The sequence below is a fragment of the Achromobacter sp. Root170 genome (assembly GCF_001428165.1).
GTDB lineage: Bacteria > Pseudomonadota > Gammaproteobacteria > Burkholderiales > Burkholderiaceae_B > Achromobacter > Achromobacter mucicolens.
Genome location: NZ_LMHN01000021.1, coordinates 119,294 through 138,429 on the forward strand (window position 1 = coordinate 119,294; position 19,136 = coordinate 138,429).

The 19,136-nt window shown below is 67.1% G+C and carries 21 protein-coding genes; 10 read left to right on the forward strand and 11 right to left on the reverse strand.

Annotated features, from left to right (window positions below; translation table 11 throughout):
* The 5 genes from ASD87_RS26210 to ASD87_RS26230 all read right to left on the reverse strand — a co-directional run bounded on the left by ASD87_RS26210 (window position 1) and on the right by ASD87_RS26230 (window position 4,187).
* Complete coding sequence (locus tag ASD87_RS26210) at window positions 1–468, reverse strand: YaiI/YqxD family protein (RefSeq protein ID WP_056327878.1); 468 nt, start codon at window positions 466–468, stop codon at window positions 1–3.
* Window positions 469–473: 5 nt separating this feature from the next.
* Window positions 474–740 (reverse strand): hypothetical protein, encoded by a 267-nt coding sequence (locus ASD87_RS26215; RefSeq protein ID WP_056327879.1) that lies wholly within the window; start codon window positions 738–740, stop codon window positions 474–476.
* A gap of 42 nt (window positions 741–782) precedes the next feature.
* On the reverse strand, window positions 783–2,279 hold the full coding sequence (locus tag ASD87_RS26220) for a TAXI family TRAP transporter solute-binding subunit (protein WP_056327880.1): 1,497 nt from the start codon (window positions 2,277–2,279) through the stop codon (window positions 783–785).
* A 2-nt stretch (window positions 2,280–2,281) separates the two neighbouring features.
* Window positions 2,282–3,490 (reverse strand): sodium/glutamate symporter, encoded by a 1,209-nt coding sequence (gltS, locus tag ASD87_RS26225; RefSeq protein WP_056327881.1) that lies wholly within the window; start codon window positions 3,488–3,490, stop codon window positions 2,282–2,284.
* A 169-nt stretch (window positions 3,491–3,659) separates the two neighbouring features.
* Window positions 3,660–4,187, reverse strand: coding sequence for a GNAT family N-acetyltransferase (locus ASD87_RS26230; protein WP_056327882.1), 528 nt, complete (start codon window positions 4,185–4,187; stop codon window positions 3,660–3,662).
* A gap of 151 nt (window positions 4,188–4,338) precedes the next feature.
* Between ASD87_RS26230 and ASD87_RS26235 the strand changes: the two genes are divergently transcribed.
* Both ASD87_RS26235 and ASD87_RS26240 read left to right on the forward strand, forming a co-directional pair.
* The gene (locus tag ASD87_RS26235; protein WP_056327883.1) at window positions 4,339–5,385 is read left to right on the forward strand and encodes a glycosyltransferase family 2 protein; all 1,047 of its coding nucleotides are present in this window, start codon (window positions 4,339–4,341) and stop codon (window positions 5,383–5,385) included.
* 2 nt (window positions 5,386–5,387) lie between these two features.
* The gene (locus ASD87_RS26240; protein WP_056327933.1) at window positions 5,388–6,971 is read left to right on the forward strand and encodes a glycosyltransferase family 39 protein; all 1,584 of its coding nucleotides are present in this window, start codon (window positions 5,388–5,390) and stop codon (window positions 6,969–6,971) included.
* On the opposite strand, the gene ASD87_RS26245 is transcribed toward ASD87_RS26240, so the two are convergent.
* A complete protein-coding gene (locus tag ASD87_RS26245; RefSeq protein WP_082586437.1) occupies window positions 6,931–7,326 on the reverse strand; it encodes a GtrA family protein in 396 nt (131 codons plus the stop codon). The genes ASD87_RS26240 and ASD87_RS26245 overlap by 41 nt on opposite strands.
* 36 nt (window positions 7,327–7,362) lie before the next feature.
* Here ASD87_RS26245 and ASD87_RS26250 point away from each other — a divergent pair, with 36 nt between their 5' ends.
* A complete protein-coding gene (locus ASD87_RS26250) occupies window positions 7,363–8,229 on the forward strand; it encodes a ChbG/HpnK family deacetylase (protein WP_056327935.1) in 867 nt (288 codons plus the stop codon).
* Here ASD87_RS26250 and ASD87_RS26255 read toward each other — a convergent pair.
* Window positions 8,216–9,079, reverse strand: coding sequence for a LysR family transcriptional regulator (locus ASD87_RS26255; protein WP_056327884.1), 864 nt, complete (start codon window positions 9,077–9,079; stop codon window positions 8,216–8,218). The two genes, ASD87_RS26250 and ASD87_RS26255, sit on opposite strands and share 14 nt — an antisense overlap.
* A gap of 109 nt (window positions 9,080–9,188) precedes the next feature.
* Between ASD87_RS26255 and ASD87_RS26260 the strand changes: the two genes are divergently transcribed.
* Window positions 9,189–9,647 (forward strand): multidrug/biocide efflux PACE transporter, encoded by a 459-nt coding sequence (locus ASD87_RS26260; RefSeq protein WP_056327885.1) that lies wholly within the window; start codon window positions 9,189–9,191, stop codon window positions 9,645–9,647.
* Window positions 9,648–9,651: 4 nt separating this feature from the next.
* Here ASD87_RS26260 and ASD87_RS26265 read toward each other — a convergent pair whose 3' ends face one another.
* Entirely contained in the window at window positions 9,652–10,539 is an 888-nt protein-coding gene (locus ASD87_RS26265) for an alpha/beta hydrolase (protein ID WP_056327886.1), read from the reverse strand.
* A gap of 71 nt (window positions 10,540–10,610) precedes the next feature.
* Entirely contained in the window at window positions 10,611–11,498 is an 888-nt protein-coding gene (locus ASD87_RS26270; RefSeq protein WP_056327887.1) for a LysR family transcriptional regulator, read from the reverse strand.
* 96 nt (window positions 11,499–11,594) lie between these two features.
* Between ASD87_RS26270 and ASD87_RS26275 the strand changes: the two genes are divergently transcribed.
* Complete coding sequence (locus ASD87_RS26275) at window positions 11,595–11,999, forward strand: CidA/LrgA family protein (protein WP_056327888.1); 405 nt, start codon at window positions 11,595–11,597, stop codon at window positions 11,997–11,999.
* Window positions 11,989–12,681 carry an LrgB family protein gene (locus ASD87_RS26280; RefSeq protein ID WP_056327889.1) on the forward strand — a complete coding sequence of 231 codons (693 nt, stop codon included), beginning with the start codon at window positions 11,989–11,991 and terminating at the stop codon, window positions 12,679–12,681. The genes ASD87_RS26275 and ASD87_RS26280 overlap by 11 nt, the downstream gene beginning before the upstream one ends.
* Before the next feature lie 8 nt (window positions 12,682–12,689).
* Here the strand turns inward: ASD87_RS26280 and ASD87_RS26285 are convergent, their stop codons facing one another.
* Together ASD87_RS26285 and ASD87_RS26290 are read right to left on the reverse strand one after the other, a co-directional pair.
* Window positions 12,690–13,334: a LysE family translocator gene (locus ASD87_RS26285; protein ID WP_056327890.1), complete on the reverse strand. Its 645-nt coding sequence runs from the start codon at window positions 13,332–13,334 to the stop codon at window positions 12,690–12,692.
* Window positions 13,331–14,254, reverse strand: a complete 924-nt coding sequence (locus ASD87_RS26290; RefSeq protein WP_056327891.1) for a DMT family transporter — start codon at window positions 14,252–14,254, stop codon at window positions 13,331–13,333. The genes ASD87_RS26285 and ASD87_RS26290 overlap by 4 nt, the downstream gene beginning before the upstream one ends.
* Window positions 14,255–14,435: 181 nt before the next feature.
* On the opposite strand from ASD87_RS26290, the gene ASD87_RS26295 reads away from it, so the two are divergent.
* From ASD87_RS26295 to fusA, 4 genes are all read left to right on the forward strand, one after another.
* Window positions 14,436–15,851, forward strand: coding sequence for a PLP-dependent aminotransferase family protein (locus tag ASD87_RS26295; RefSeq protein ID WP_156403522.1), 1,416 nt, complete (start codon window positions 14,436–14,438; stop codon window positions 15,849–15,851).
* Window positions 15,852–15,888: 37 nt separating this feature from the next.
* Window positions 15,889–16,233, forward strand: a complete 345-nt coding sequence (locus ASD87_RS26300) for a TIGR01244 family sulfur transferase (protein ID WP_056327893.1) — start codon at window positions 15,889–15,891, stop codon at window positions 16,231–16,233.
* Window positions 16,234–16,331: 98 nt separating this feature from the next.
* Window positions 16,332–16,796, forward strand: a complete 465-nt coding sequence (locus ASD87_RS26305) for a universal stress protein (protein WP_056327894.1) — start codon at window positions 16,332–16,334, stop codon at window positions 16,794–16,796.
* A gap of 217 nt (window positions 16,797–17,013) precedes the next feature.
* A complete protein-coding gene (gene fusA / locus ASD87_RS26310) occupies window positions 17,014–19,125 on the forward strand; it encodes an elongation factor G (RefSeq protein ID WP_056327895.1) in 2,112 nt (703 codons plus the stop codon).
* The last annotated feature ends 11 nt before the right edge of the window (window positions 19,126–19,136 follow it).

Sequence of the window (19,136 nt, forward strand, 5' to 3'; positions counted from 1 at the left end):
TCAGCTTTTTTGCGCCTGCTGCCGGGCCACGCGCGCAAGCAGCGTGTCCAGCTGGTTTGCAAACGCCTTGCGGTCGGACTGGCTGAAGGACGACGGCCCGCCCGTGTCCACGCCGCTGGCGCGCAGTTCCTCCATCATGTCCCGCAGCGCCAGCCGTTCGCGGATCGTCTCCGTCGAATAGCGTTCGCCGCGAGGATTGATCGCCATGGCGCCTTTCTCAAGCACCTGCGCGGCCAGCGGAATGTCGCCTGTGATGACGAGATCGCCCGTTTCCGCTCGCTCCACGATGTGCGCGTCAGCCACGTCAAAGCCGCGCGGCACCTGCACGGCACGGATCAGCGGCGATGGCGGGGTGTAGAGCGCCTGGTTGGCCACCAGCGTCAGCGGCATCTGCCAGCGCTGCGCGGCGCGAAAGAGGATGTCCTTGATGACGGCGGGACAGGCGTCCGCGTCGACCCAGATGTGCATCGCGCTTACGCGCCCAGCGCTTTCTCAAGCGCCTCGGCCACGAGGTCATTGGTCGACACGCCGCGTTCGGCGGCGGCGGCGCGCAGCTTGTCGGCCTGCGCCTGCGACAGTTTCAGGGGGAAGGGGACCAGGCCGGCGGCCTGATCCAGCTTGCGCTGTTCGCGGCGGTCGGGCATCTGGGAAGCGGCGCCGAAGCGGTCCGGCGTGGCCGATTGCTTGAGTTGGCCGGCCAGCTTCAGGGCCTGGTTCTTTTGGAGGTCGAATTTATTCATCGGATTTCCTGATAGGGAGCGCCATCATAGACGCAACCCGGCTCAGCGCGGTTTGGCGTGCTCCAGTTGGGCGATGCCTTCCTCGGCGCCGTCGTGTAGCGGCACGCTCAGGCCAAGCCGGGCGGTGGCCGCCGACACCTGCGAGCCCTGTGCCGAACCGGCCGCCAGCAGGTCCTGCCCGGCCTGGTAGACGGCGCGCACCACGACAAGCGCTTCGTCGCGCGTGAGGTCGGTGGTGGTCAGCATCAGCGCCGCCACCCCCACCGTCGGAATGCGCTGTGCCTGATTGGGGTAGGTGCCGGCCGCGATATCCAGCGGCATCAGCACGCTGTCCCCGGACGTGAGGGTCTTGATGGCGTCCGGGTCCAGCGGCAGGAGCTTGAGCTGCGCCGGAATCAGCGCATCGCGCAGCGGCGTGGCCGGCACGCCGATCACCTGGGCCGCGGCGTCGACCGTGCCAGCATGCAGGAGCGGCAGGGCGGCGACGAAAGGCGTGTCGGACACCTTGTAATCGCGGCCCGCCTGCAGGCCATGCGCCGCCAGCACGGTTTGCAGCGTCTCGCGTACGGCCGATCCTTCCGGCCCCAGCGCGATCGTCTTGCCCTTGAGATCCCGCACGCCGCGCAGCGCGGGGTCGTCACGCACGACGATATGGACCAGTTCCGGATACAGGCTGCCCAGGGCACGCAGACCGGGGAAGGGGCCTTGCCCCGCGAAGGGGCCCGCGCCCTCGTAGGCCAGCCGCGCCGTGTCGGCCTGGGCCAAACCGACCACGGCGTCGCCGCTGCGCAGGAGCGCGATGTTGTCGGCGCCGCCGCCGGTGATGAGCGGCGACACCCGGATCTGGCGTTTTCGGGCGACGTCGCTCAGGGCGCGCGCAAACGCCAGGTACTCGCCGCGGTCCGGGCCGCCAGCCAGCGGGTAACCCTGCTGCAGCCGGGACAGGCGGCCGTTGATGCGCGCCACCGAGCGTTCCAGTTCCTGCTGCACGACGTGCTGGGCCGTGCTGGACGCGCTGTAGGTCACCGAATGCGTGATCTGGTCCAGCGTGTCCAGCAACTGGCGCGTGACCGGGGGCGGCGCGCCGGTGTCCAGCGACGGCGCTTCGGCCGCCTTGAAGCCTGCCGGCGTCACCAGCTTCCACGTCCCGCCTTCTTCGCGGTAGATGGCGCTGGCATGGGCGATGATGCGATCGCCGGCCTTGTTGCCGCCGGACTTCACGCCGCTGATGCTGCGCGGGCCGGCGCCCAGCAGCGTCACCAGCGACGCCGCGCCGGGCTGGTCCCACGCGCCCAGTGAAATGTCGCGGGTCAGTTCCAGGTCGACGTCGTAATACACGACGCGGCGGGTTTCGCCGGCTGGGGCGGTGCTGTCCGTGGCCGAGCCCATGCGCCTGAGATCGCTTATGCGAAACAGGTCCTGTCCATAGGTGGCCTCCAGGCTGCGCGTGACGTCGGCGCGCAGGGCGTCCACGTCGGGCGCGCGGCCGCAGGCGGCCAGCATCGCGCACAGCAGGACCATCAGTAGTTTCTTGAACATGGCTACATCCCTCCCACGAATGGCAAGGAGATCAGCGAGCTCAGGACGATCACGTTCAGGATGTCCACCAGGAAGGCCCCGGTGACGGGGACCACGATGAACGCTTCCGGCGCCGGGCCGTGGCGGCGCGTGAGGGCCTGCATGTTGGCGATGGCGGTGGCCGTCGCACCCAGCGCGAAGCCGCAGAACGCGGCGGACATGATCGCCGCCTCGTAGTCCCGCTTGAGCAGCCGGAACACCACCCAGCCGGCGTACATCGCGCACACCAGCGTCTGCACCGCCAGCATCAGCGCCAGCGGGCCGGCAAGGCGCGCGACGCTGGACAGGTCCAGTGTCATCATCGTCATGCCCAGGAACAGCGACAGCGAGATCGTGCCGATGATGTCGGTGGCCCGGTCGTCGAGCCGGATGCCGACCAGCGGACCGGCGTTGCGGATGAGCACGCCGGTGGCCAGGCACCACAGGAAGTTGGGCAGGCTGACGGGAGCGTCTTCAACCAGCGCCGCCAGGACGCCGCCGACCACCAGGCAGACGAACGCCGCGGTCATGGACAGGATGAACGTCCCGGCCGTGGGCGGCTGATTATCTTCATTCAGGTCGGCGGGCTGGTCGCCTTGAGCCGCGGTATGGTCAAGGCTGCCCGACACCTTGTGGCGGCGCATGATCCATTCCGCCACGGGCCCGCCCACGACGCCGCCCAGCACCAGGCCCAGCGTCGCAGCCGTCATGGCCAGCGGCATGACGTCCTGGATGTTGTTGAAGTCGGCAAAGCGTGTCGCGTAGGCCGCGCCGGTGCCATGTCCGCCCACGAGCGTGATCGTGCCGCCCAGCAGTCCCATGAGCGGGTGCATGTCCAGCAGCCAGGCCATGCCCAGGCCGACGGCATTCTGCAAGACGAGAAACGGGATCAGCGCCAGCAGGAAGGCAATGAGGCGGGGGCCGCCGCGGGCCAGCAGCTTCAGGTTGGCGGTGAGCCCGATGCAGCCGAAGAACAGCAGGAGCAGCGTGGGCTTGATGCTGGTTTCCAGCGAAACGGCGACGCCGCCCCAGGTGGACAGCAGGTAGGCCAGCACGGCGAACAGCAGCCCGCCCACGATGGGGTCCGGAATGCTGTAGCGCGCCAGGACGCCGATGCGCGTGGTCATGACGCGTCCGATGACGAGCACGAGGCAGCAGGCGAGAAGGGATTGGACGGGCGAAAGGGAGATCATATGAACCTTCGCGCCCCGCCGGGGCGCAGCAAGCCAGACTGTTCAAACCGATTTCAAGCCGTAATCAAACCGCGTTTTCAGACCGTTTTGCCGCCGCATCGTTGGCGGACTGCGGACCTATCTTACGTCCGGCAAAGCGTGGCTGTACACGTTTTGAAAGACGGCTCGGTCAGGCGCGTGAGGGGGTTGAGGCCGGGGAGGGAAAGGCGCGCGACATGTAACTGGCGCCTGCGCCATAGCCGGCGAGTTTCTCGGCCAGGCCGGCGGGCTGCGGGGCAAGCGGCGCATACCCATGCCGCAGCCAGTAGCCGGCCGCCGACGCCAGGGACACCAGGCTGGCGCGCGTCAGGCCGTTGTCCACGGCGCGCGCGGCGGCGGCGCCCACCAGCGCCTGGCCCACGCCCAAGCCCTGCGCCGCCGGCACGACCGCGCAGTCATGCAGGAACCAGTGATCGGCCCGCGGCGGCAGCGCGGAAAGCGGCACATCCAGCGCGGGCGGCAGGCCCGCGTCCCAGGGATAGGAAATCAGATAGCCCAGCACCGCGCCGGATCTGCGTGCCGCATCCGGCTGGGCAACCCAGCAATATTGGGGAGCGAGCGCGAGGCGGTTCAGGAAAAAGCCGGCGCCCTCCAGCAGGAACTGCGGATAGGCGAGGGCCTGGGCCTGGAGGATGGCGTCCACATCGCTGGCCAGCATGGGACGGACTTGGTATTGCATGACGTGTCGAAGCCTGAAAACTGCCCGCCATTGTAACGATCGGAGGCGCGCCGGCATTTCATGAAAATTCGACGAGCCCCTGCGCATACTGCACCGCATCGTGCCCCGCATTCCGTCCAATCAAAGTCCCATGCACATCCAGTTCCGGTCCGACCCCCCAGCGCCGCAGGTGTTGGGTAAGCCTCTGCCCCTGCGTTCCGTGTGGCCGCCGCAGACGGCCGACGTGCCGTATGACACCCGTGTTACCTGCGTCATTCCGTGCCTGAACGAGTGCGAGAACCTGCGCGTGCTGCTGCCGCTCTTGCGCAACCGGCTGTCGGCCTTGTGCACCAGCTGGGAGATCATCGTAGCCGACGACGGCAGCACCGACGGCACCGAAGCGCTGATGTCGGAATGGACTGAGCACGAGGGCTTTCGCCATGTGCAGCTGTCGCGCAATTTCGGCAAGGAAGCCGCGCTGAGCGCGGGCCTGGAGGCCTCCACCGGCAACGTGGTGATCTGCCTGGACGCCGATCTGCAGCATCCGCCCGCGCTGATCGAGCTGATGCTCGCGCGCTGGTCTGCCGGCGCTGAAATGGTGTACGCCGTGCGGCGCGACCGCGCCGACGAATCCTGGCTCAAGCGCTCGGGCGCGCGCTGGTTCTATCAGTTGCTCAGCAATGCGCGCGGCGTGCAGGTGCCCGCGCACGCCGGCGACTTCCGGCTGATGGATCGCAGCGTGGTCGACGCGCTGATCGCGCTGCCCGAGCGCACCCGTTTCATGAAAGGCCTGTATGCCTGGGTCGGGTTCAAGGGCGAGGCCCTGCCATACACGCCCGACGAGCGCATGCACGGCACCAGCACCTATAGCGGTCTGCGCCTCTTTCGCCTGGCGCTGGACGGACTGACTGCCTTTACGACCTGGCCGCTGCGCATGGTCAGCCTGGTGGGCGTGGCGTTTGCCGTCCTGGCGCTGGCCTATGCGGGATTCCTGGTGGTGGACTACCTGATGTCCGGCAACGCCGTATCCGGGTGGACGACCATCGTCACGGCGGTGCTGTTCTTTGCGGGGGTCAACCTGATCTCGCTAGGCGTCGTGGGCGAATATGTGGCCCGAATTTTCGACGAAGTGAAGGGCCGACCGCTGTTTGTCGTGCGACGCACCCGAGGCGGTCCCGCCGGCAAGGCGCAGGGCTGATGATGGCCGACCTTAACAAGCCGGCGCGCTCCGAATGGACCCCGCCGGCAGGATGGCTGCTGCTGGCCGCGGGAATCTGGCTGGCCTGGTTGGCGTGGATGCGTCCGCTGACGCTGCCCGACGAAGGGCGTTACGCCGGTGTCGCCTGGGACATGCTGCGCAGCGGCTCGCACGCCGTCCCGCTGCTGGACGGCATGCCGTACTTTCACAAGCCGCCGCTGTATTACTGGCTGACCGAACTATCGTTTTCGGTGTTCGGCGTGCATCCGTGGGCGGCGCGCTTGCCGTCGTGGCTGGCCGCGTGGAGCGCGGCTGCCGGTTTGTACGTATTCGTGCGCCGGCATCGCGACGCGGCGGCCGCCTCGCTGACGGTGCTGGTGCTTTGCACCGTGCCGTTCTTCTACGGCGGCGCGCAGTTTGCCAACCTGGACATGCTGGTCGCGGGCCTCATTACGCTGTGCGTGCTGGCCGCCGCGGAAACCGTGTTGCGCGTCGAGCGTGGCGATCGGTGGCGCGCGATGTCCGTGGCGGCCGGGGCGCTGGCCGCGCTGGCGGTGCTGGCCAAGGGGCTGATCGGCCTGGTGCTGCCCGGCGCCATCCTGTTGCTGTGGCTGGTCTGGGAGCGGCGCTGGCGCGGGCTTGGGGCGCTGGTCTGGCCGCCGGCGCTGCTGGTGTTCCTGGCGGTGGCGGCGCCGTGGTTCGTGCTGATGCAGGTGCGGTTTCCGGGCTTTTACGACTACTTCTTCGTCTACCAGCATTTCCAGCGCTTCGCGGCCGCCGGTTTCAACAATGCCCAGCCGTTCTGGTTCTACCTGCCCGTGCTGGCCGGATTGAGCCTGCCGTGGTCGCTATGGGGCGGCGGCATCCTGCGCCGCGCGTTCTGGATCGCGGGTCCGGCGCGCAGCCTGCGGCGCCTGGCCGCGGTGTGGTTCGCCGTGGTGGTGGTGTTCTTTTCGTTGCCGCATTCCAAGCTGATTGGCTATGTGCTGCCTGCGCTGGCGCCGCTCGCGTTTCTGCTGGCGGAGGTCATCCTGGCAGCGTGGCGCAGCGAGAACGGTTTGACGACGCCGCGGCTGGTGCGCATCAGCGCCGCGGTCGGCGCCGGGATCTGCGTCATCGCCGTGGGCATCGCCGCATTCAATGCGAAGGGCAGCGCCGCGCCGCTGGCCCAGGTCGTGCGGCAGGAAGCGCGGCCGGACGATACCTTCGTGTCGCTGCACGCCTATCCCTTCGACCTGGCGCTTTACGCGCGCGCCCCGCGGCCCACCTGGGTCGTGGATGACTGGCTCAATCCCGAGGTGCCGGTGCGCGACAACTGGCGCAAGGAGCTGTACGACGCCGCGAAGTTCGATCCGGTCACCGGCAAACAGGTGCTGATCAGCGCTGCGCAGTTCAACGCCACGCTGTGCGCGGCGCCGGACGGGGCGCGGTTCTGGGTGTGGGGCGGTCATGGCGATGGCGCCATCTACCTGCCGCTGCAAGGGCTGGCGCCCGTCGTGACGAGCGCCCGGCATGCGATGTGGCGCGTGGACGCGGGCGCGGCGCTCAGGCAGCGGGTTTGTGCCGGAACGCCCACAGCCGGCTAGCGATGAAGGTGCCGAACGCCAGGCCGATGAGGATCAGCGCCAGCAACGTGTCGTAGGGTACGTCGGTGGCGTGCAGCAACCAGGCATAGGCAGATTCGTTGATCGCAAAGCCGATCGCTGAAATAAAAAAGAAACGACGGGCCGCTACGGTCCAGGGTATGGGCGAATGTCGAAACGTGAGCCGGTAATGGCCGCTGAAGGACACCACGAAGGCGCTCAGCCAGCCGATCAGGTTGGCCGCCAGCGGCGGTGCGCCGAACGCTTCGACGCAGCCCACGGCAACGGCCCAATGCGTTGCGGCGGCAGCGCAGCCGACGGCGACGAAAAGACTGATCTGCCGGATGAGGGTGCGCATGGGGAATGTGTCGAAGAGCTGAATGGAGAGACGTTGATGAGCAAGCGCGTCGTGGTGTGCGGTGATGATTTTGGCATGAATGCGGACGTCGATGAGGGCATGATTGCGCTGGCCGGCATGCGGCGGGTCAGCGCGGTCAGCTGTCTCTCCTTGGGCCCCACGTTCGCCGCCAATGCCCCCAGGCTGGCGGCGCAGGATGTGGACATCGGCCTGCATCTGAACTTCTCGGAAACGCTGGGCGCGGACGCCGAACCGCTGCCTTCGCTTGGCGCGTTGATCCTGAAGGCCTATGCGGGCCGGCTCGATGCCGCCTGGATCGATGCGCGGCTTGATGAACAGTTCGACGCTTTCGAAGCCGCGTTCGGCCGCGCGCCGGACTATGTCGACGGGCATCAGCACGTGCATCAATTGCCCGGCATCCGCAAGCGCGTCCTGGCGCGGCTCGCGCAGCGTTACGGGACGCAAAGGCCCTGGTTGCGGCAGACGGCGCCCGGCATGCAATGCGGCATTCCGCTTAAGGAATCGTTCAAGGCGCATGTGATCGGCGCGTTGGGGGCGGCAGCGCTGGCGCGCGAGGCCCGTTCAAGCGGCTTGCGGACCAACCGGCGCCTGTTGGGTGTGTATGCGTTCGACGGCGGCCAGCGCCGCTACGCGCAGCTCTTGCAGACCTGGCTGTTCAATGCGCGCGAGGGCGATCTCGTCATGTGTCATCCGGCATTGGGATTTGCTAGAAGCAACGAGCAGGACAGCGCGATGGCGCGCCAGCGCCGTGCCGAATTCGACGTGCTGGCCAGCCCCAAGCTGGGTGACTGGCTGGACGCCAACGGCGTGCGCATCACGCGCCTGGCGTTGACACGCGCCGATCACGAATTGCCGGTAGTGGGACGCGCTATCCCCGCGTGAGGCTTTCCAGCAGCCATGCGCCCGCCGGCCCCAGCGCGCGCCGGGTCGACCAGACCGCGTCGACATGGATCCGGCGCGGCCATCCCGGCACCTTCAGTTCCACGAGCTGATCGCCGCCGAAGCGCTGGATCATCCAGCGCGGCAGTTCAGTCCAGCCGAATCCCAGACTGGCCATTTCCAGCAGCATCAGGTAGCCGGGCGCCGACCACGTCGCATGCGCGGGCGTGGCGTCCTTGTCATCCAGCTCGTACGTGCTCAGGCGCAGTTCGCGTTCGGTTTTCAGGTGGTCGGACGTGACCGACGGCAGGCTGGCCAGCGGATGCGAACGCCCCACGCACAGGACGATTTCCGAGCCCTCGGCCAGGCACGCATGCGCCACGTCCGGCGGGTAGGTTTCCTGCGCGGCCATCAGGCCGACGTGGGCACGGCCCTGCTGCACCAGCGCCACCACGTCCTCGTATTCCGCGATCAGGCATTCGAAGCGCAGGGCCGGGTAGCGCTTGTCGATCTGGCTCAGCATGGTTTCGAACGTGCGCGACTGGAAGGTGTCGGACAGCACGACCGTAAGCCGGGGTTCCAGGCCTTCGGACAACTGGCTGGCGCTGCGGTTCAGCCGGTCGTTGGCGGCCAGCACCTGCATGGCCTGTCCCAGCAGCACCTTGCCCGCGGCGGTCAGCGCGGGCTGGCGCTGGGTACGATCGAACAGCGTGACGTTCAGATCCACCTCCAGGTTGGCGATGGTTTCGCTGATGGTGGATTGGCTTTTGCCCAGCTTGCGGGCCGCGGCCGAGAAAGAGCCTTCGGCGGCTACCTGGGCGAAGGCAGCCAGGGATTCAAGGGAATGACGCATGGCGGTGATCGGTCGGAGTATCGGATTTTCCGATGGATATGATCTTTATCGTAACGGAATAGGCGTGGAAAATGCCGTCACTCCGAAGCAAACCGACCGCAGGTGGGTCATGACGCAAGCCAAGAAAACCCTCAAAGAACGATTCCTCCACGCCTTCCTGTTCGAAATCATCGCGATCGGGCTGTGTGCCCCCGTGGCGGCCTGGGCCATGGGCAAATCCCTGTTTGAAATGGGCGTGCTGACCGCGGTGATCGCCTGGATCGCGCTGGTGTGGAACATGATCTACAACGCGGGCTTTGACCGCATCGAAAACCGTTTTGGCTGGACGCGCACTTTTCGGGTGCGCGTGGTGCATGCATTCGGCTTTGAGTTCGGCCTGATCCTCATCGTGATCCCGCTGGCGGCCTGGTGGCTCAGCATCAGCTTGTGGGAAGCCTTCGTGCTGGATATCGCGCTGGTGCTGTTTTATCTGCCCTATGCCTTCTTCTACAACCTGGCCTACGACCGCGCGCGTCCCCGCGTGATCGCCTGGCTGTCGCGCCGCGGCGCTGCCGCCGCCGAGGCATAAAGGCTCAACCCTTCTTGCGCTGGTAGGCCTGGCGGGCGTCCCGCATGAAGGTCTTGACGGCGGTTTCGTACTGCGTGCCGCTGCGGAAGGCGCCCGAATGCGAGGCGCCTTCAATCTTGACCAGCCGCTTCAAATCCGGCGCTACGTTGCGGGCGGCCGCAAAGAGCTCGTCGCTCATGGTGTGCGGCACCACGCGGTCCGCGGTGCCGTGCATGAACAGCATCGGCGTATGCAGCTGGGCCAGCTTGTCCACGGAAGCAAACGGCTGCGTGACCAGCAGGCTGGCGCCGGGCACGTTGCCCCAGCGCAGGGTGGCCAGCATCGCGCCGATGCTGGTGAAGCTGGATTCCACGATCAGGCCGGCAAAGTCCGGCTGCTCCGGACGCGAGGCCAGGTCGATGGCGATTGCGCCGCCCAGGCTGTGCCCGTAGACGAAGCGGCGCGCCGGATCGGGCTGCAGCCGCGCCAGTTCCTTCAGGCCCGCCATGGCGTCCTGCAGCGCGCTTTCCTCGGACGGCAGGCGGGGCGTGGACGCGCCAAAGCCGCGATAGTCGATCGCCAGCATGGAATATCCCATGCGGCTCCAGCCGTCGATACGGAACGCGCTGCCATTCAGGTTCCAGCGCGCGCCATGCAGATACAGGACCGTGGGGGCGCCCGGCTTGGGGCTTGCCAGATACCAGGCGCGCACCTTGTCGCCGTTTTCCAGCGTCAGGTCGTAGACCTGCGTCCCGGCGGCGGGATCCCGCCACCACGATTGCGGCTCGGATTGCGGCGAAAAAATGGTCTGGCGTTGCCAGGAATCCAGTTGCGTGCAACCGACCACGCCGGCGGCGGTGAGCACGGCGGCGGCAAACAGTCGGCGGGCAGAGAAGCGGGGCAAGGCGGGCATGAAGGGTCTGACCCGGCAAGTCGGGTTGGGTTCCGGCATCAGCATACTCCGGCGCGGCCGGCCCGGCGCCGTCACGGGGTGCCGGGATGCACCTCGCGCGTCAACGCCAGCCATGCCTGCGCGGCGTAGGACAGGTAGCCGCCGCGGCGCCACACCAGCACCATTTCCCAGTCCGTCCCCGTATCGCGCAAGGGCGCGCGCGCCACGCCTGCGTGCAGCGCCACGTCTGCCGTGATGCGCGGCAGGAAGGCGACGCCCAGCCCCGCGGCCACCAGCGCCACGATGAAATCGATCTGGCCGCTGCGCGCGGCGATGGCCGGCACGAAGCCCGCCCGCTGACACGCGTCGTGGATGATGCGATTCAAGGCGAAGCCGCTCTCGAACAGGATGAAGGGCGAGTCGCGCAGGTCGTGCAGCCCCACGGAGGCCGCATGCGCCTGCGGATGGTCGGCGGGCATCAGAGCGACCAGCGGTTCACGCGCCACCGGCTGCCATTCGAAATGGTCGGGCACCGGCTTGAGCGACCCGGCCAGCTCGATTTCGCCGGCCATCACCATCTCTTCGAGGCGGCGGCTGCCATGTTCCACCAGACTGATCTCGATGCGGGGATAGCGGCTGCGAAAGCGCGCGAACATCGGCGCGAACAAAGAACTGCTGCCCAGCGGCGGCAGACCCAGGCGCAGCACGCCGCGCTTCAAGCCCTTCAGATCGTCCAGCTCGGCCCGCAGATCGTCGCGTTCGGCCAACATGGCGATGGCGCGCCGGTACACGATCTCGCCAGCCGCCGTCAGCCTTAACGGCTGCGCCTGCCGGTCCAGAAGCGGCATGCCCAGTTCATCCTCCAGTTGCCGCACGGCCTTGCTGACCGTGGGTTGGGTGGCATGGATGACCTTCGCCGCCTGGGAAAAACCGCCTTGCCGGACGACTTCGACCAGGGCGCGCAACGTACGCAGTTCCATGGCTATGCCTGATTGGAATAGAAGGGATTCATCGAATTCATTTTATCTATGCCCGCCGCAGGCGTACAACGGAACCTTGCCGCTGGATTTCGTCTCATGACCCGCTTTCGCCATTCCATCCTTTTGCGCAGCGCGCTGCGCCGCAGCCGTCTGCTCCAGATCGCGTTGATCGTTCTTTTTTCCCTGGCGGGGCAGGCGGTGGCGCAGGCCTCGGGCCTGCCGGTGCCCGGCGGCGTCATCGGGATGGCGCTGGTGCTCCTGCTGCTGGCGACGCGCCGGTTGCGCGTGCGCAATGTGCAGCGCGGCGCAAGCTGGCTGCTGGGCGAAATGCTGCTCTTCTTCGTGCCAGCGGTCATGTCGCTGCTGGACCACCGTGAATTCCTGGGGCTGCTGGGCGTCAAGCTGCTGGCGGTCATCCTGCTGGGCACGGCGCTCGTCATGGCAGGGACGGCGCTGACCATCGATCTTTGCTACCGCTGGATGAACCGCCATGCGGCCTGAATTCAACCTGCTTTTCTGGCCGGCCGCGACGGTCGCCGCCTACGTCTGCGCGCGTCTGTTCTACCGCCGCTACGCCTACTGGTGGACGTCCACGCTGGTCGTTGCGCCCGCGCTCCTGCTGACGCTGGCCATCCTGCTGCATACCGGCTATCGCGAATACATGTCCGGCTCGCACTGGCTGATGGCCATGCTGGGCCCGGTCATCGTCGCGTTCGCCTTGCCGCTGTATCAGCAGCGCGCGCTGATCCGGCGCTACTGGCCGGTGCTGGCCGCCGGGGTGGCGGTGGGCAGTGGCATCGCGGGCGCCAGCGCATGGCTGCTGGGCAGCCTGCTGGATTTGCCGCCGGACCTGCGGCTCAGCTTGTTGCCGCGTTCGGTCGCCACGCCGTTTGCCGTGGCGGTGTCGTCCCACGTGGGCGGCGTGCCCGACCTGACGGCCGTTTTCGTCATCGTGACGGGCGTGTTTGGCGCGGCCATCGGCCAGCTCATGTGCAGGTGGCTGCCGCTGCGCTCGGCATTGGCGCGCGGCGCGTTATTCGGCATGGGGGCGCACGGGGCGGGCACGGCCAAGGCCCGCGAGTTGGCCGCCGAAGAGGGCGCAGTCGCGGGCCTGGTGATGGTGATGGCGGGCCTGTTCAACGTGCTGGTCACGCCGGCCGTGGTGGTGGGGCTGCTGGCCTGAACGGCGGGTCAGTGGAGCAGTTCCAGCGCGACGGGATACAGCGAGGCCACCAGCAGCAGGGCCATGCCCACATTGAAGGCGCGGATGGCGGCAGGCCGGTGCAGCACGCGGCGCAGGGCCGTGCCGAAGGTCACCCAGATGCCGATGCTGGGCAGGTTGACGATGCCGCTGACCAGCGTCGCGATCACCAGGTTGGCGAAGAAGCCGTTCTGCGGCGTGTAGGTCGCCACCACGCCCACCGCCATCACCCAGGCCTTGGGATTGACCCACTGGAACGCGGCGGCCTGCAGGAACGTGAACGGCTTGCCGCGCGCCTCGCCCTCGTCCAGCGGGCCAGAGTTGGCGATCTTCCACGCCAGATACAGCAGATAGGCTGCGCCGGCGTACTTCAGGACGGTGTAGAGGGCGGGCGTCTGCTGAAAGACCGAACCCAGGCCGACGCCCACCAGAAAGATCATCAGCGTGAAGCCCAGGTTCACGCCCAGCAGATGCGGCACGCTGCGCCGGAACCCGAAGTTCAGCCCCGACGAGGCCAGCATGACGTTATTGGGGCCGGGCGTGATCGAGCTGACCAGCGCAAACAACGCCAGCGGGCCCAGCAGGGAAAGCGAGGCCAGCGGGACGTCGGCCCAATTGGCGGGAAGCAGGTTCATTTCGGGGTCCTCACGATGGCGCGGCGTCCGCCGGCAATAACGGCGATCACGGCGGCGGCAAACACGAACGTCGTCGCCTCCACGGTTTCGCCAAACAGCAAAGCAGCGGCCACGACGGTAAGGAAGGGTTGCAGCAATTGCACTTGTCCGACCCGGGCAATTCCGCCGGCGGCCAGGCCGCGGTACCAGGCGAAAAATCCCAGGAACATCGAGCCGAAGGCCAGGTAGGCGCAGGCAGCGATGACGTCCGGGCTGGGCCAGTGGGGCTGCTGCGCCGCCATCCAGCCGACCGGCAGGGCCACCACGGGTGCGCTGATGGCAAGCGCCCAACATATTGTGCGCCAACCGCCCAGCGTGCGCGAGGCGCGCGCGCCCTCGGCGTAGCCCATGCCGCCCAGCACCACGGCCACCAGCAGCCACAGGTAGCCCGCAGTCAGCGTGCCTTCGCCCTGGCGCAGCGCATAAGCGGTAACCAGCGCGGCGCCCGCGACGGCCCAGCCCCAGAAGGCGGCCGAAGGCCTTTCACCGCTGCGCAGCGCGGCAAAGGCGGCGGTGGACAGCGGCAGCAGGCCGTTGAATACCGCGCCTTGCGACGAAGGCACCGTCTGCATCGCGATCGACGAGGCCAGCGGCCAGCCCACGACGATGCCCAGCGCCGCCAAGATCACGCCCGGCCACTCCGCGCGATTGGGCCGGCGGCTGCGCGTCAGCCACAACAGGGCGACCGCGGGCAGCGCGGCGATCAGCGCGCGGCCCAGTCCCACCAGCAGCGGCGCCAGTTCGGCCACCGCCACGCGAGTCATGGGCAACGTTAGCGAAAACACCAGCACGCCCAGGAAACCGTAGCCGTATCCCTCCCAGAGGGAAGACGAGGGGGCGGGAACGGCCGAAGGCGAGGGGAAGAGCGCGGGACGGGTCATGACAGCACCGGAAAAATGTCTCAATGGCCGAGCCTGCGGTTGCAGGCTTTCGGCATTGCTGTCACTCTACGCACAGCCATCAGTACAGTACCGGTACACAATGGCGTGTCACTTTAATCACTGGCCTGGTCAAATCTCCATGACAGTTGCTCCGTCCTCTCCTTCCATGCCCTGGCAGCCCGTGCGCCAGGCCGATGCCACCCTGGTGGCGCAACTGGCCGATGGCCTGGCCCGCCGCATCGACGAGCAAGGCTTGCGGCCCGGCACGCGCCTGCCGTCCATCCGCAAGATGGCCGAACAGTCGGGCGTCAGCCGTTTCACCGTGGTCGAGGCCTACGACCGCCTCGTGGCCCGCGGGCTGGTGCAATCGCGCCGGGGCGCGGGGTTTTTCGTAAAGGCCCGCAGCGGCCCGCTGACGGCGGTGGCCGCCGCCGCGCCCAGCACGCTCGCGCCGCCCGCGCGGGTGGACATCGCCTGGCTGTTGCGCAGCATGTTCCGGGAATCCAACGCGCCGGGCATGCCGGGCGGGGCGGGCCTCCTGCCGGCCGATTGGCTGGATCCCGACATGGTGGCTGGCGCCGTGCGCGCGGTGGGTCGTTCAGTGCGCGCCAACCTCGTCAGCTACGGCAGCCCCCAGGGTTTTGCGCCCCTGCGCCAGCAGATCGCCGCGGTGCTGCAGAACGAGGGCGTGCCGGCCCATCCAGAGCTCAACCTGCTCACGACCAACGGTGTCACCCACGGGCTGGATCTCATCGCGCGCCACCTGGTCAAGCCGGGCGATACCGTCCTGGTCGAGGACCCGGCCTGGTTCGTGATCTTCGGCCGCCTTGCCGCCTTTGGCGCCCGCCTGATCGGCGTGCCGCGCGGCCCCGACGGCCCGGACCTCGACCTGCTTGAGCAACTGGCCGCGCAGCACAAGCCCAAGCTTTTCATCATCAACGGATCGGTTCACAACCCCACCGGCCACACGCTGTCCGCCGGGGCCGCCTACGGCATCCTGCGCATCGCCGAACGCCACGATTTCATGGTTGTCGAAGACGACACCTACGGCGAGCTGCATCCGGGCGGCGCCATCAAGCTCGCGGCCTTGGACCGGCTGAACCGCGTCATCTTCGTGGGGGGATACTCCAAGATGCTGGCTGCCAGCCTGCGCGTGGGCTATGTGGCGGCCAATGCCGACCTGCTGCAGAAGCTGGCCGACCTGAAGATGCTGGCGGGTCTGACTTCACCCGAACTGGGCGAGCGCGTCGTGCACCGCGTCCTCATGGAAGGGCAGTTCCGGCGCCATATCGAACGCGTGCGACAGCGGGTCGACGACGCGCGCCAGCGCTGCATGAAGGGCTTGCTGAAACTGGGCCTGACCATCCCGCACGAGGCGCACGCCGGCATGTTCGTCTGGGCCGATTGCGGCCGGGATTCCGAGGTGCTGGCGCGCGAGGCCGCGGACCGCGGCATGCTGCTCGCGCCGGGGACGCTGTTCTCGCCGACGCAGGCGCCGTCGACCATGCTGCGCTTTTCGGTATCGATTGCCGACCACCGGGGCATCTGGGCCGAACTGGAAAAACTTTTCGCGCAAAACGGGTCCTACAATCAATAATTCCGAGCCAGATCGCCCAGTCACCGAAGGAACCGTCATGTCCGCACCCATCAAGCCCCTTACCCAGAACTTTGCTGTCGCCCCGCAACTGGGCCCCGACGACATGGCCGACGTGGCCGCCGCCGGGTACAAGAGCGTCATCATCAACCGCCCCGATTTTGAAGGCGGTCCGGACCAGCCCACTGCCGCCGACGTGTCGCGCGCCGCGCAGCAAGCCGGCCTGCAGATCGAATATCAGCCCGTCGTGGGCAGCGCCATGACGGCCGCCGACGTCGCCCGCTTTGCGGAACTGCTGCGCACCCTGCCGGGCCCGGTCCTGGCATACTGCCGCACCGGCACCCGCTGCACCAACCTGTTTGCGGCTGCCCAGCAGTTGGGATAAACCCCGCCTTGACCCTCGTCAAGGCCGCCAGTTCGGCTGATGTCGGCCCGGCGGCTTTCCGGTAGCATAAAGATTCCTCCAACACAGGAGCAGGCAAGATGTTCAAGAAGATCCTGATTCCCACCGACGGTTCCCCGCTCTCGGCCCAAGCCGCCAACGCAGGTATCTGCTTCGCGCGCGAAGTCGGCGCCGAAGTCGTCGCCCTCTACGTGACGCAGCCCTTCGCGGCCACCATCGGTTTTGACGGCATGGCCGCGGCCTATGCCATCACCGACGAAGACTACGAAAAGGCCTCCGCCGAGCAAGCCGACAAGTACCTCAAGCAGATCAGCGACCGCGCCGACACCGCTGGCGTCAAGGTCGAAGCGCGCGCCGTGTCCAACTTCAACGTGGCTGACGGCATCGTCCAGGCCGCCACCGATGCGGGCTGCGATCTGATCTTCATCGGCAGCCACGGCCGCAGCGGCCTGTCGCGCCTGCTGCTGGGCAGCGTCACCGCCAAGGTGCTCTCGCTGGCCACCACTGCCGTGCTGGTCTATCGCGTCAAGGAAGACAAGAAGTAATTGCGCGCCAACTTGGTGCGCGTAGCGCGCCACCGCATGCGCCAAGGCCCCTCTGTCAGAGGGGCTTTTTCATGCCCGGCGCATGCGCTTATACGTTGGTATGGCGGGGCCAAACTCATGGACCCGCCAAACTCGCGTCAGCGGGCCGATTCAGGCTTGTATCTTGCCGCACGGCGCGTAATATTTACGCATCTTCATCCAACCGTAGGAAGAGGCCATGACCCGCAAGACGCGCATCGAGCTTTATCGCAATATTGGCATCAGCGCCCATATTGACGCAGGCAAAACGACGACCACCGAGCGCATCCTCTTCTACACCGGCATCACCCACAAGATCGGTGAGGTCCATGACGGCGCGGCGGTGATGGACTGGATGGAGCAGGAGCAGGAACGCGGCATCACCATCACGTCGGCCGCCACCACCGCCTTCTGGAAGGGCATGGCGGGCAACTATCCCGAGCACCGCATCAACATCATCGACACGCCGGGCCACGTCGACTTCACCATCGAGGTCGAACGCTCCATGCGCGTGCTGGACGGCGCCGTCATGGTCTATGACGCCGTGGGCGGCGTGCAGCCGCAGTCCGAGACCGTCTGGCGCCAGGCCAACAAATACAAGGTGCCGCGGCTGGCCTTCGTCAACAAGATGGATCGCGTCGGCGCGGACTTCCTGCGCGTGCAGCGCCAGATCGCCGAGCGCCTGAAGGGCGACGCCGTGCCCATCCAGTTGCCGGTGGGCGCCGAAGACCACTTCGAGGGCGTGATCGACCTGGTCAAGATGAAGGCCATCATCTGGGACGACGCCAGCCAGGGCGTGAAGTTCCAGTACGTGGACATCCCCGCGGCGATGCAGGACCAGGCGCAGGAATGGCACGAGAAGATGGTGGAAAAGGCCGCCGAGGCCAACGAAACCCTGCTCGAAAAATACCTGTCCGGCGAACCGCTGACCGAAGCGGAAATCAAGGAAGGCCTGCGCGCCCGCACGATCGCCAACGAGATCGTGCCGATGCTGTGCGGCAGCGCCTTCAAGAACAAGGGCGTGCAGGCAATGCTGGATGCGGTCATCGACTACATGCCCTCGCCGGTGGATGTGCCCGCCATCAAGGGCCATGACCAGCGCGACCATGAAATCGAGCGCCATCCGACCGACAACGAGCCGTTCTCCGCGCTTGCCTTCAAGATCATGACCGATCCCTTCGTCGGGCAGCTCGTGTTCTTCCGCGTGTATTCGGGCGTGGTGAAGTCGGGCGACTCGGTCTACAACCCCATCAAGGAAAAGAAAGAGCGCCTGGGCCGCATTCTGCAGATGCACGCCAACGAACGGCGCGAGATCACCGAAGTCTATGCGGGCGACATCGCCGCGGCGGTCGGCATCAAGGACGTCACCACCGGCGACACGCTGACCGATCCCTCGCACATCATCATCCTGGAACGCATGGTGTTCCCCGAGCCCGTCATTTCGCAGGCCGTGGAACCCAAGACCAAGGCCGACCAGGAAAAGATGGGCATCGCGCTGGGCCGCCTGGCGCAGGAAGATCCGTCGTTCCGCGTGCGCACCGACGAGGAATCCGGGCAGACCATCATCTCCGGCATGGGCGAGCTGCACCTGGAAATCCTGGTCGATCGCATGAAGCGCGAATTCAACGTGGAAGCCACGGTGGGCAAGCCGCAGGTGGCGTACCGCGAGACCATCCGCAAGACCTGCAACGAGGTCGAAGGCAAGTTCGTCAAGCAGTCGGGCGGCCGCGGCCAGTACGGCCACGTGGTGCTCAAGCTCGAGCCGCAAGAGGCGGGCAAGGGCTACGAGTTCGTCGACGCGATCAAGGGCGGCGTGGTGCCGCGCGAATTCATCCCCGCGGTCGACAAGGGCATTCGCGAGGCCCTTAACGCCGGCGTGCTGGCCGGGTATCCGGTTGTGGACGTGAAGGTGACGCTGTTCTTCGGGTCGTACCACGACGTCGACTCGAACGAAAACGCGTTCAAGATGGCCGGCTCGATGGCGTTCAAGGAAGGCATGCGGCGCGCCGATCCCGTGCTGCTGGAACCCATGATGCAGGTCGAGGTCGAGACGCCCGAAGACTTCACCGGCAACGTCATGGGCGATCTGTCGTCGCGCCGCGGCATGGTGCAGGGCATGGAAGACATCGCGGGCGGCGGCGGCAAGGTCGTGCGCGCCGAGGTGCCCTTGGCCGAGATGTTTGGCTACTCCACGTCGCTGCGTTCGCTGACGCAGGGCCGCGCCACCTACACGATGGAGTTCAAGCACTACGCCGAAGCGCCCCGCCAGGTGGCGCAGGAAGTCATGGCGGCCCAGGGCGCGGGCCGCTGACCGTCATGCAG

Bases quoted from the DNA above. Each gene is read 5' to 3' on its own strand.
- ASD87_RS26250 (WP_056327935.1), top strand. From the start codon at position 7,363: ATGAGCAAGCGCGTCGTGGTGTGCGGTGATGATTTTGGCATGAATGCG.
- ASD87_RS26215 (WP_056327879.1), bottom strand. From the start codon at position 740: ATGAATAAATTCGACCTCCAAAAGAACCAGGCCCTGAAGCTGGCCGGC.
- ASD87_RS26210 (WP_056327878.1), bottom strand. From the start codon at position 468: ATGCACATCTGGGTCGACGCGGACGCCTGTCCCGCCGTCATCAAGGAC.
- ASD87_RS26230 (WP_056327882.1), bottom strand. From the start codon at position 4,187: ATGCTGGCCAGCGATGTGGACGCCATCCTCCAGGCCCAGGCCCTCGCC.
- gltS (WP_056327881.1), bottom strand. From the start codon at position 3,490: ATGATCTCCCTTTCGCCCGTCCAATCCCTTCTCGCCTGCTGCCTCGTG.
- ASD87_RS26260 (WP_056327885.1), top strand. From the start codon at position 9,189: ATGACGCAAGCCAAGAAAACCCTCAAAGAACGATTCCTCCACGCCTTC.
- ASD87_RS26240 (WP_056327933.1), top strand. From the start codon at position 5,388: ATGGCCGACCTTAACAAGCCGGCGCGCTCCGAATGGACCCCGCCGGCA.
- ASD87_RS26220 (WP_056327880.1), bottom strand. From the start codon at position 2,279: ATGTTCAAGAAACTACTGATGGTCCTGCTGTGCGCGATGCTGGCCGCC.
- fusA (WP_056327895.1), top strand. From the start codon at position 17,014: ATGACCCGCAAGACGCGCATCGAGCTTTATCGCAATATTGGCATCAGC.
- ASD87_RS26290 (WP_056327891.1), bottom strand. From the start codon at position 14,254: ATGACCCGTCCCGCGCTCTTCCCCTCGCCTTCGGCCGTTCCCGCCCCC.
- ASD87_RS26255 (WP_056327884.1), bottom strand. From the start codon at position 9,079: ATGCGTCATTCCCTTGAATCCCTGGCTGCCTTCGCCCAGGTAGCCGCC.
- ASD87_RS26275 (WP_056327888.1), top strand. From the start codon at position 11,595: ATGACCCGCTTTCGCCATTCCATCCTTTTGCGCAGCGCGCTGCGCCGC.
- ASD87_RS26245 (WP_082586437.1), bottom strand. From the start codon at position 7,326: ATGCGCACCCTCATCCGGCAGATCAGTCTTTTCGTCGCCGTCGGCTGC.
- ASD87_RS26270 (WP_056327887.1), bottom strand. From the start codon at position 11,498: ATGGAACTGCGTACGTTGCGCGCCCTGGTCGAAGTCGTCCGGCAAGGC.
- ASD87_RS26305 (WP_056327894.1), top strand. From the start codon at position 16,332: ATGTTCAAGAAGATCCTGATTCCCACCGACGGTTCCCCGCTCTCGGCC.
- ASD87_RS26265 (WP_056327886.1), bottom strand. From the start codon at position 10,539: ATGCCCGCCTTGCCCCGCTTCTCTGCCCGCCGACTGTTTGCCGCCGCC.
- ASD87_RS26285 (WP_056327890.1), bottom strand. From the start codon at position 13,334: ATGAACCTGCTTCCCGCCAATTGGGCCGACGTCCCGCTGGCCTCGCTT.
- ASD87_RS26280 (WP_056327889.1), top strand. From the start codon at position 11,989: ATGCGGCCTGAATTCAACCTGCTTTTCTGGCCGGCCGCGACGGTCGCC.
- ASD87_RS26235 (WP_056327883.1), top strand. From the start codon at position 4,339: ATGCACATCCAGTTCCGGTCCGACCCCCCAGCGCCGCAGGTGTTGGGT.
- ASD87_RS26300 (WP_056327893.1), top strand. From the start codon at position 15,889: ATGTCCGCACCCATCAAGCCCCTTACCCAGAACTTTGCTGTCGCCCCG.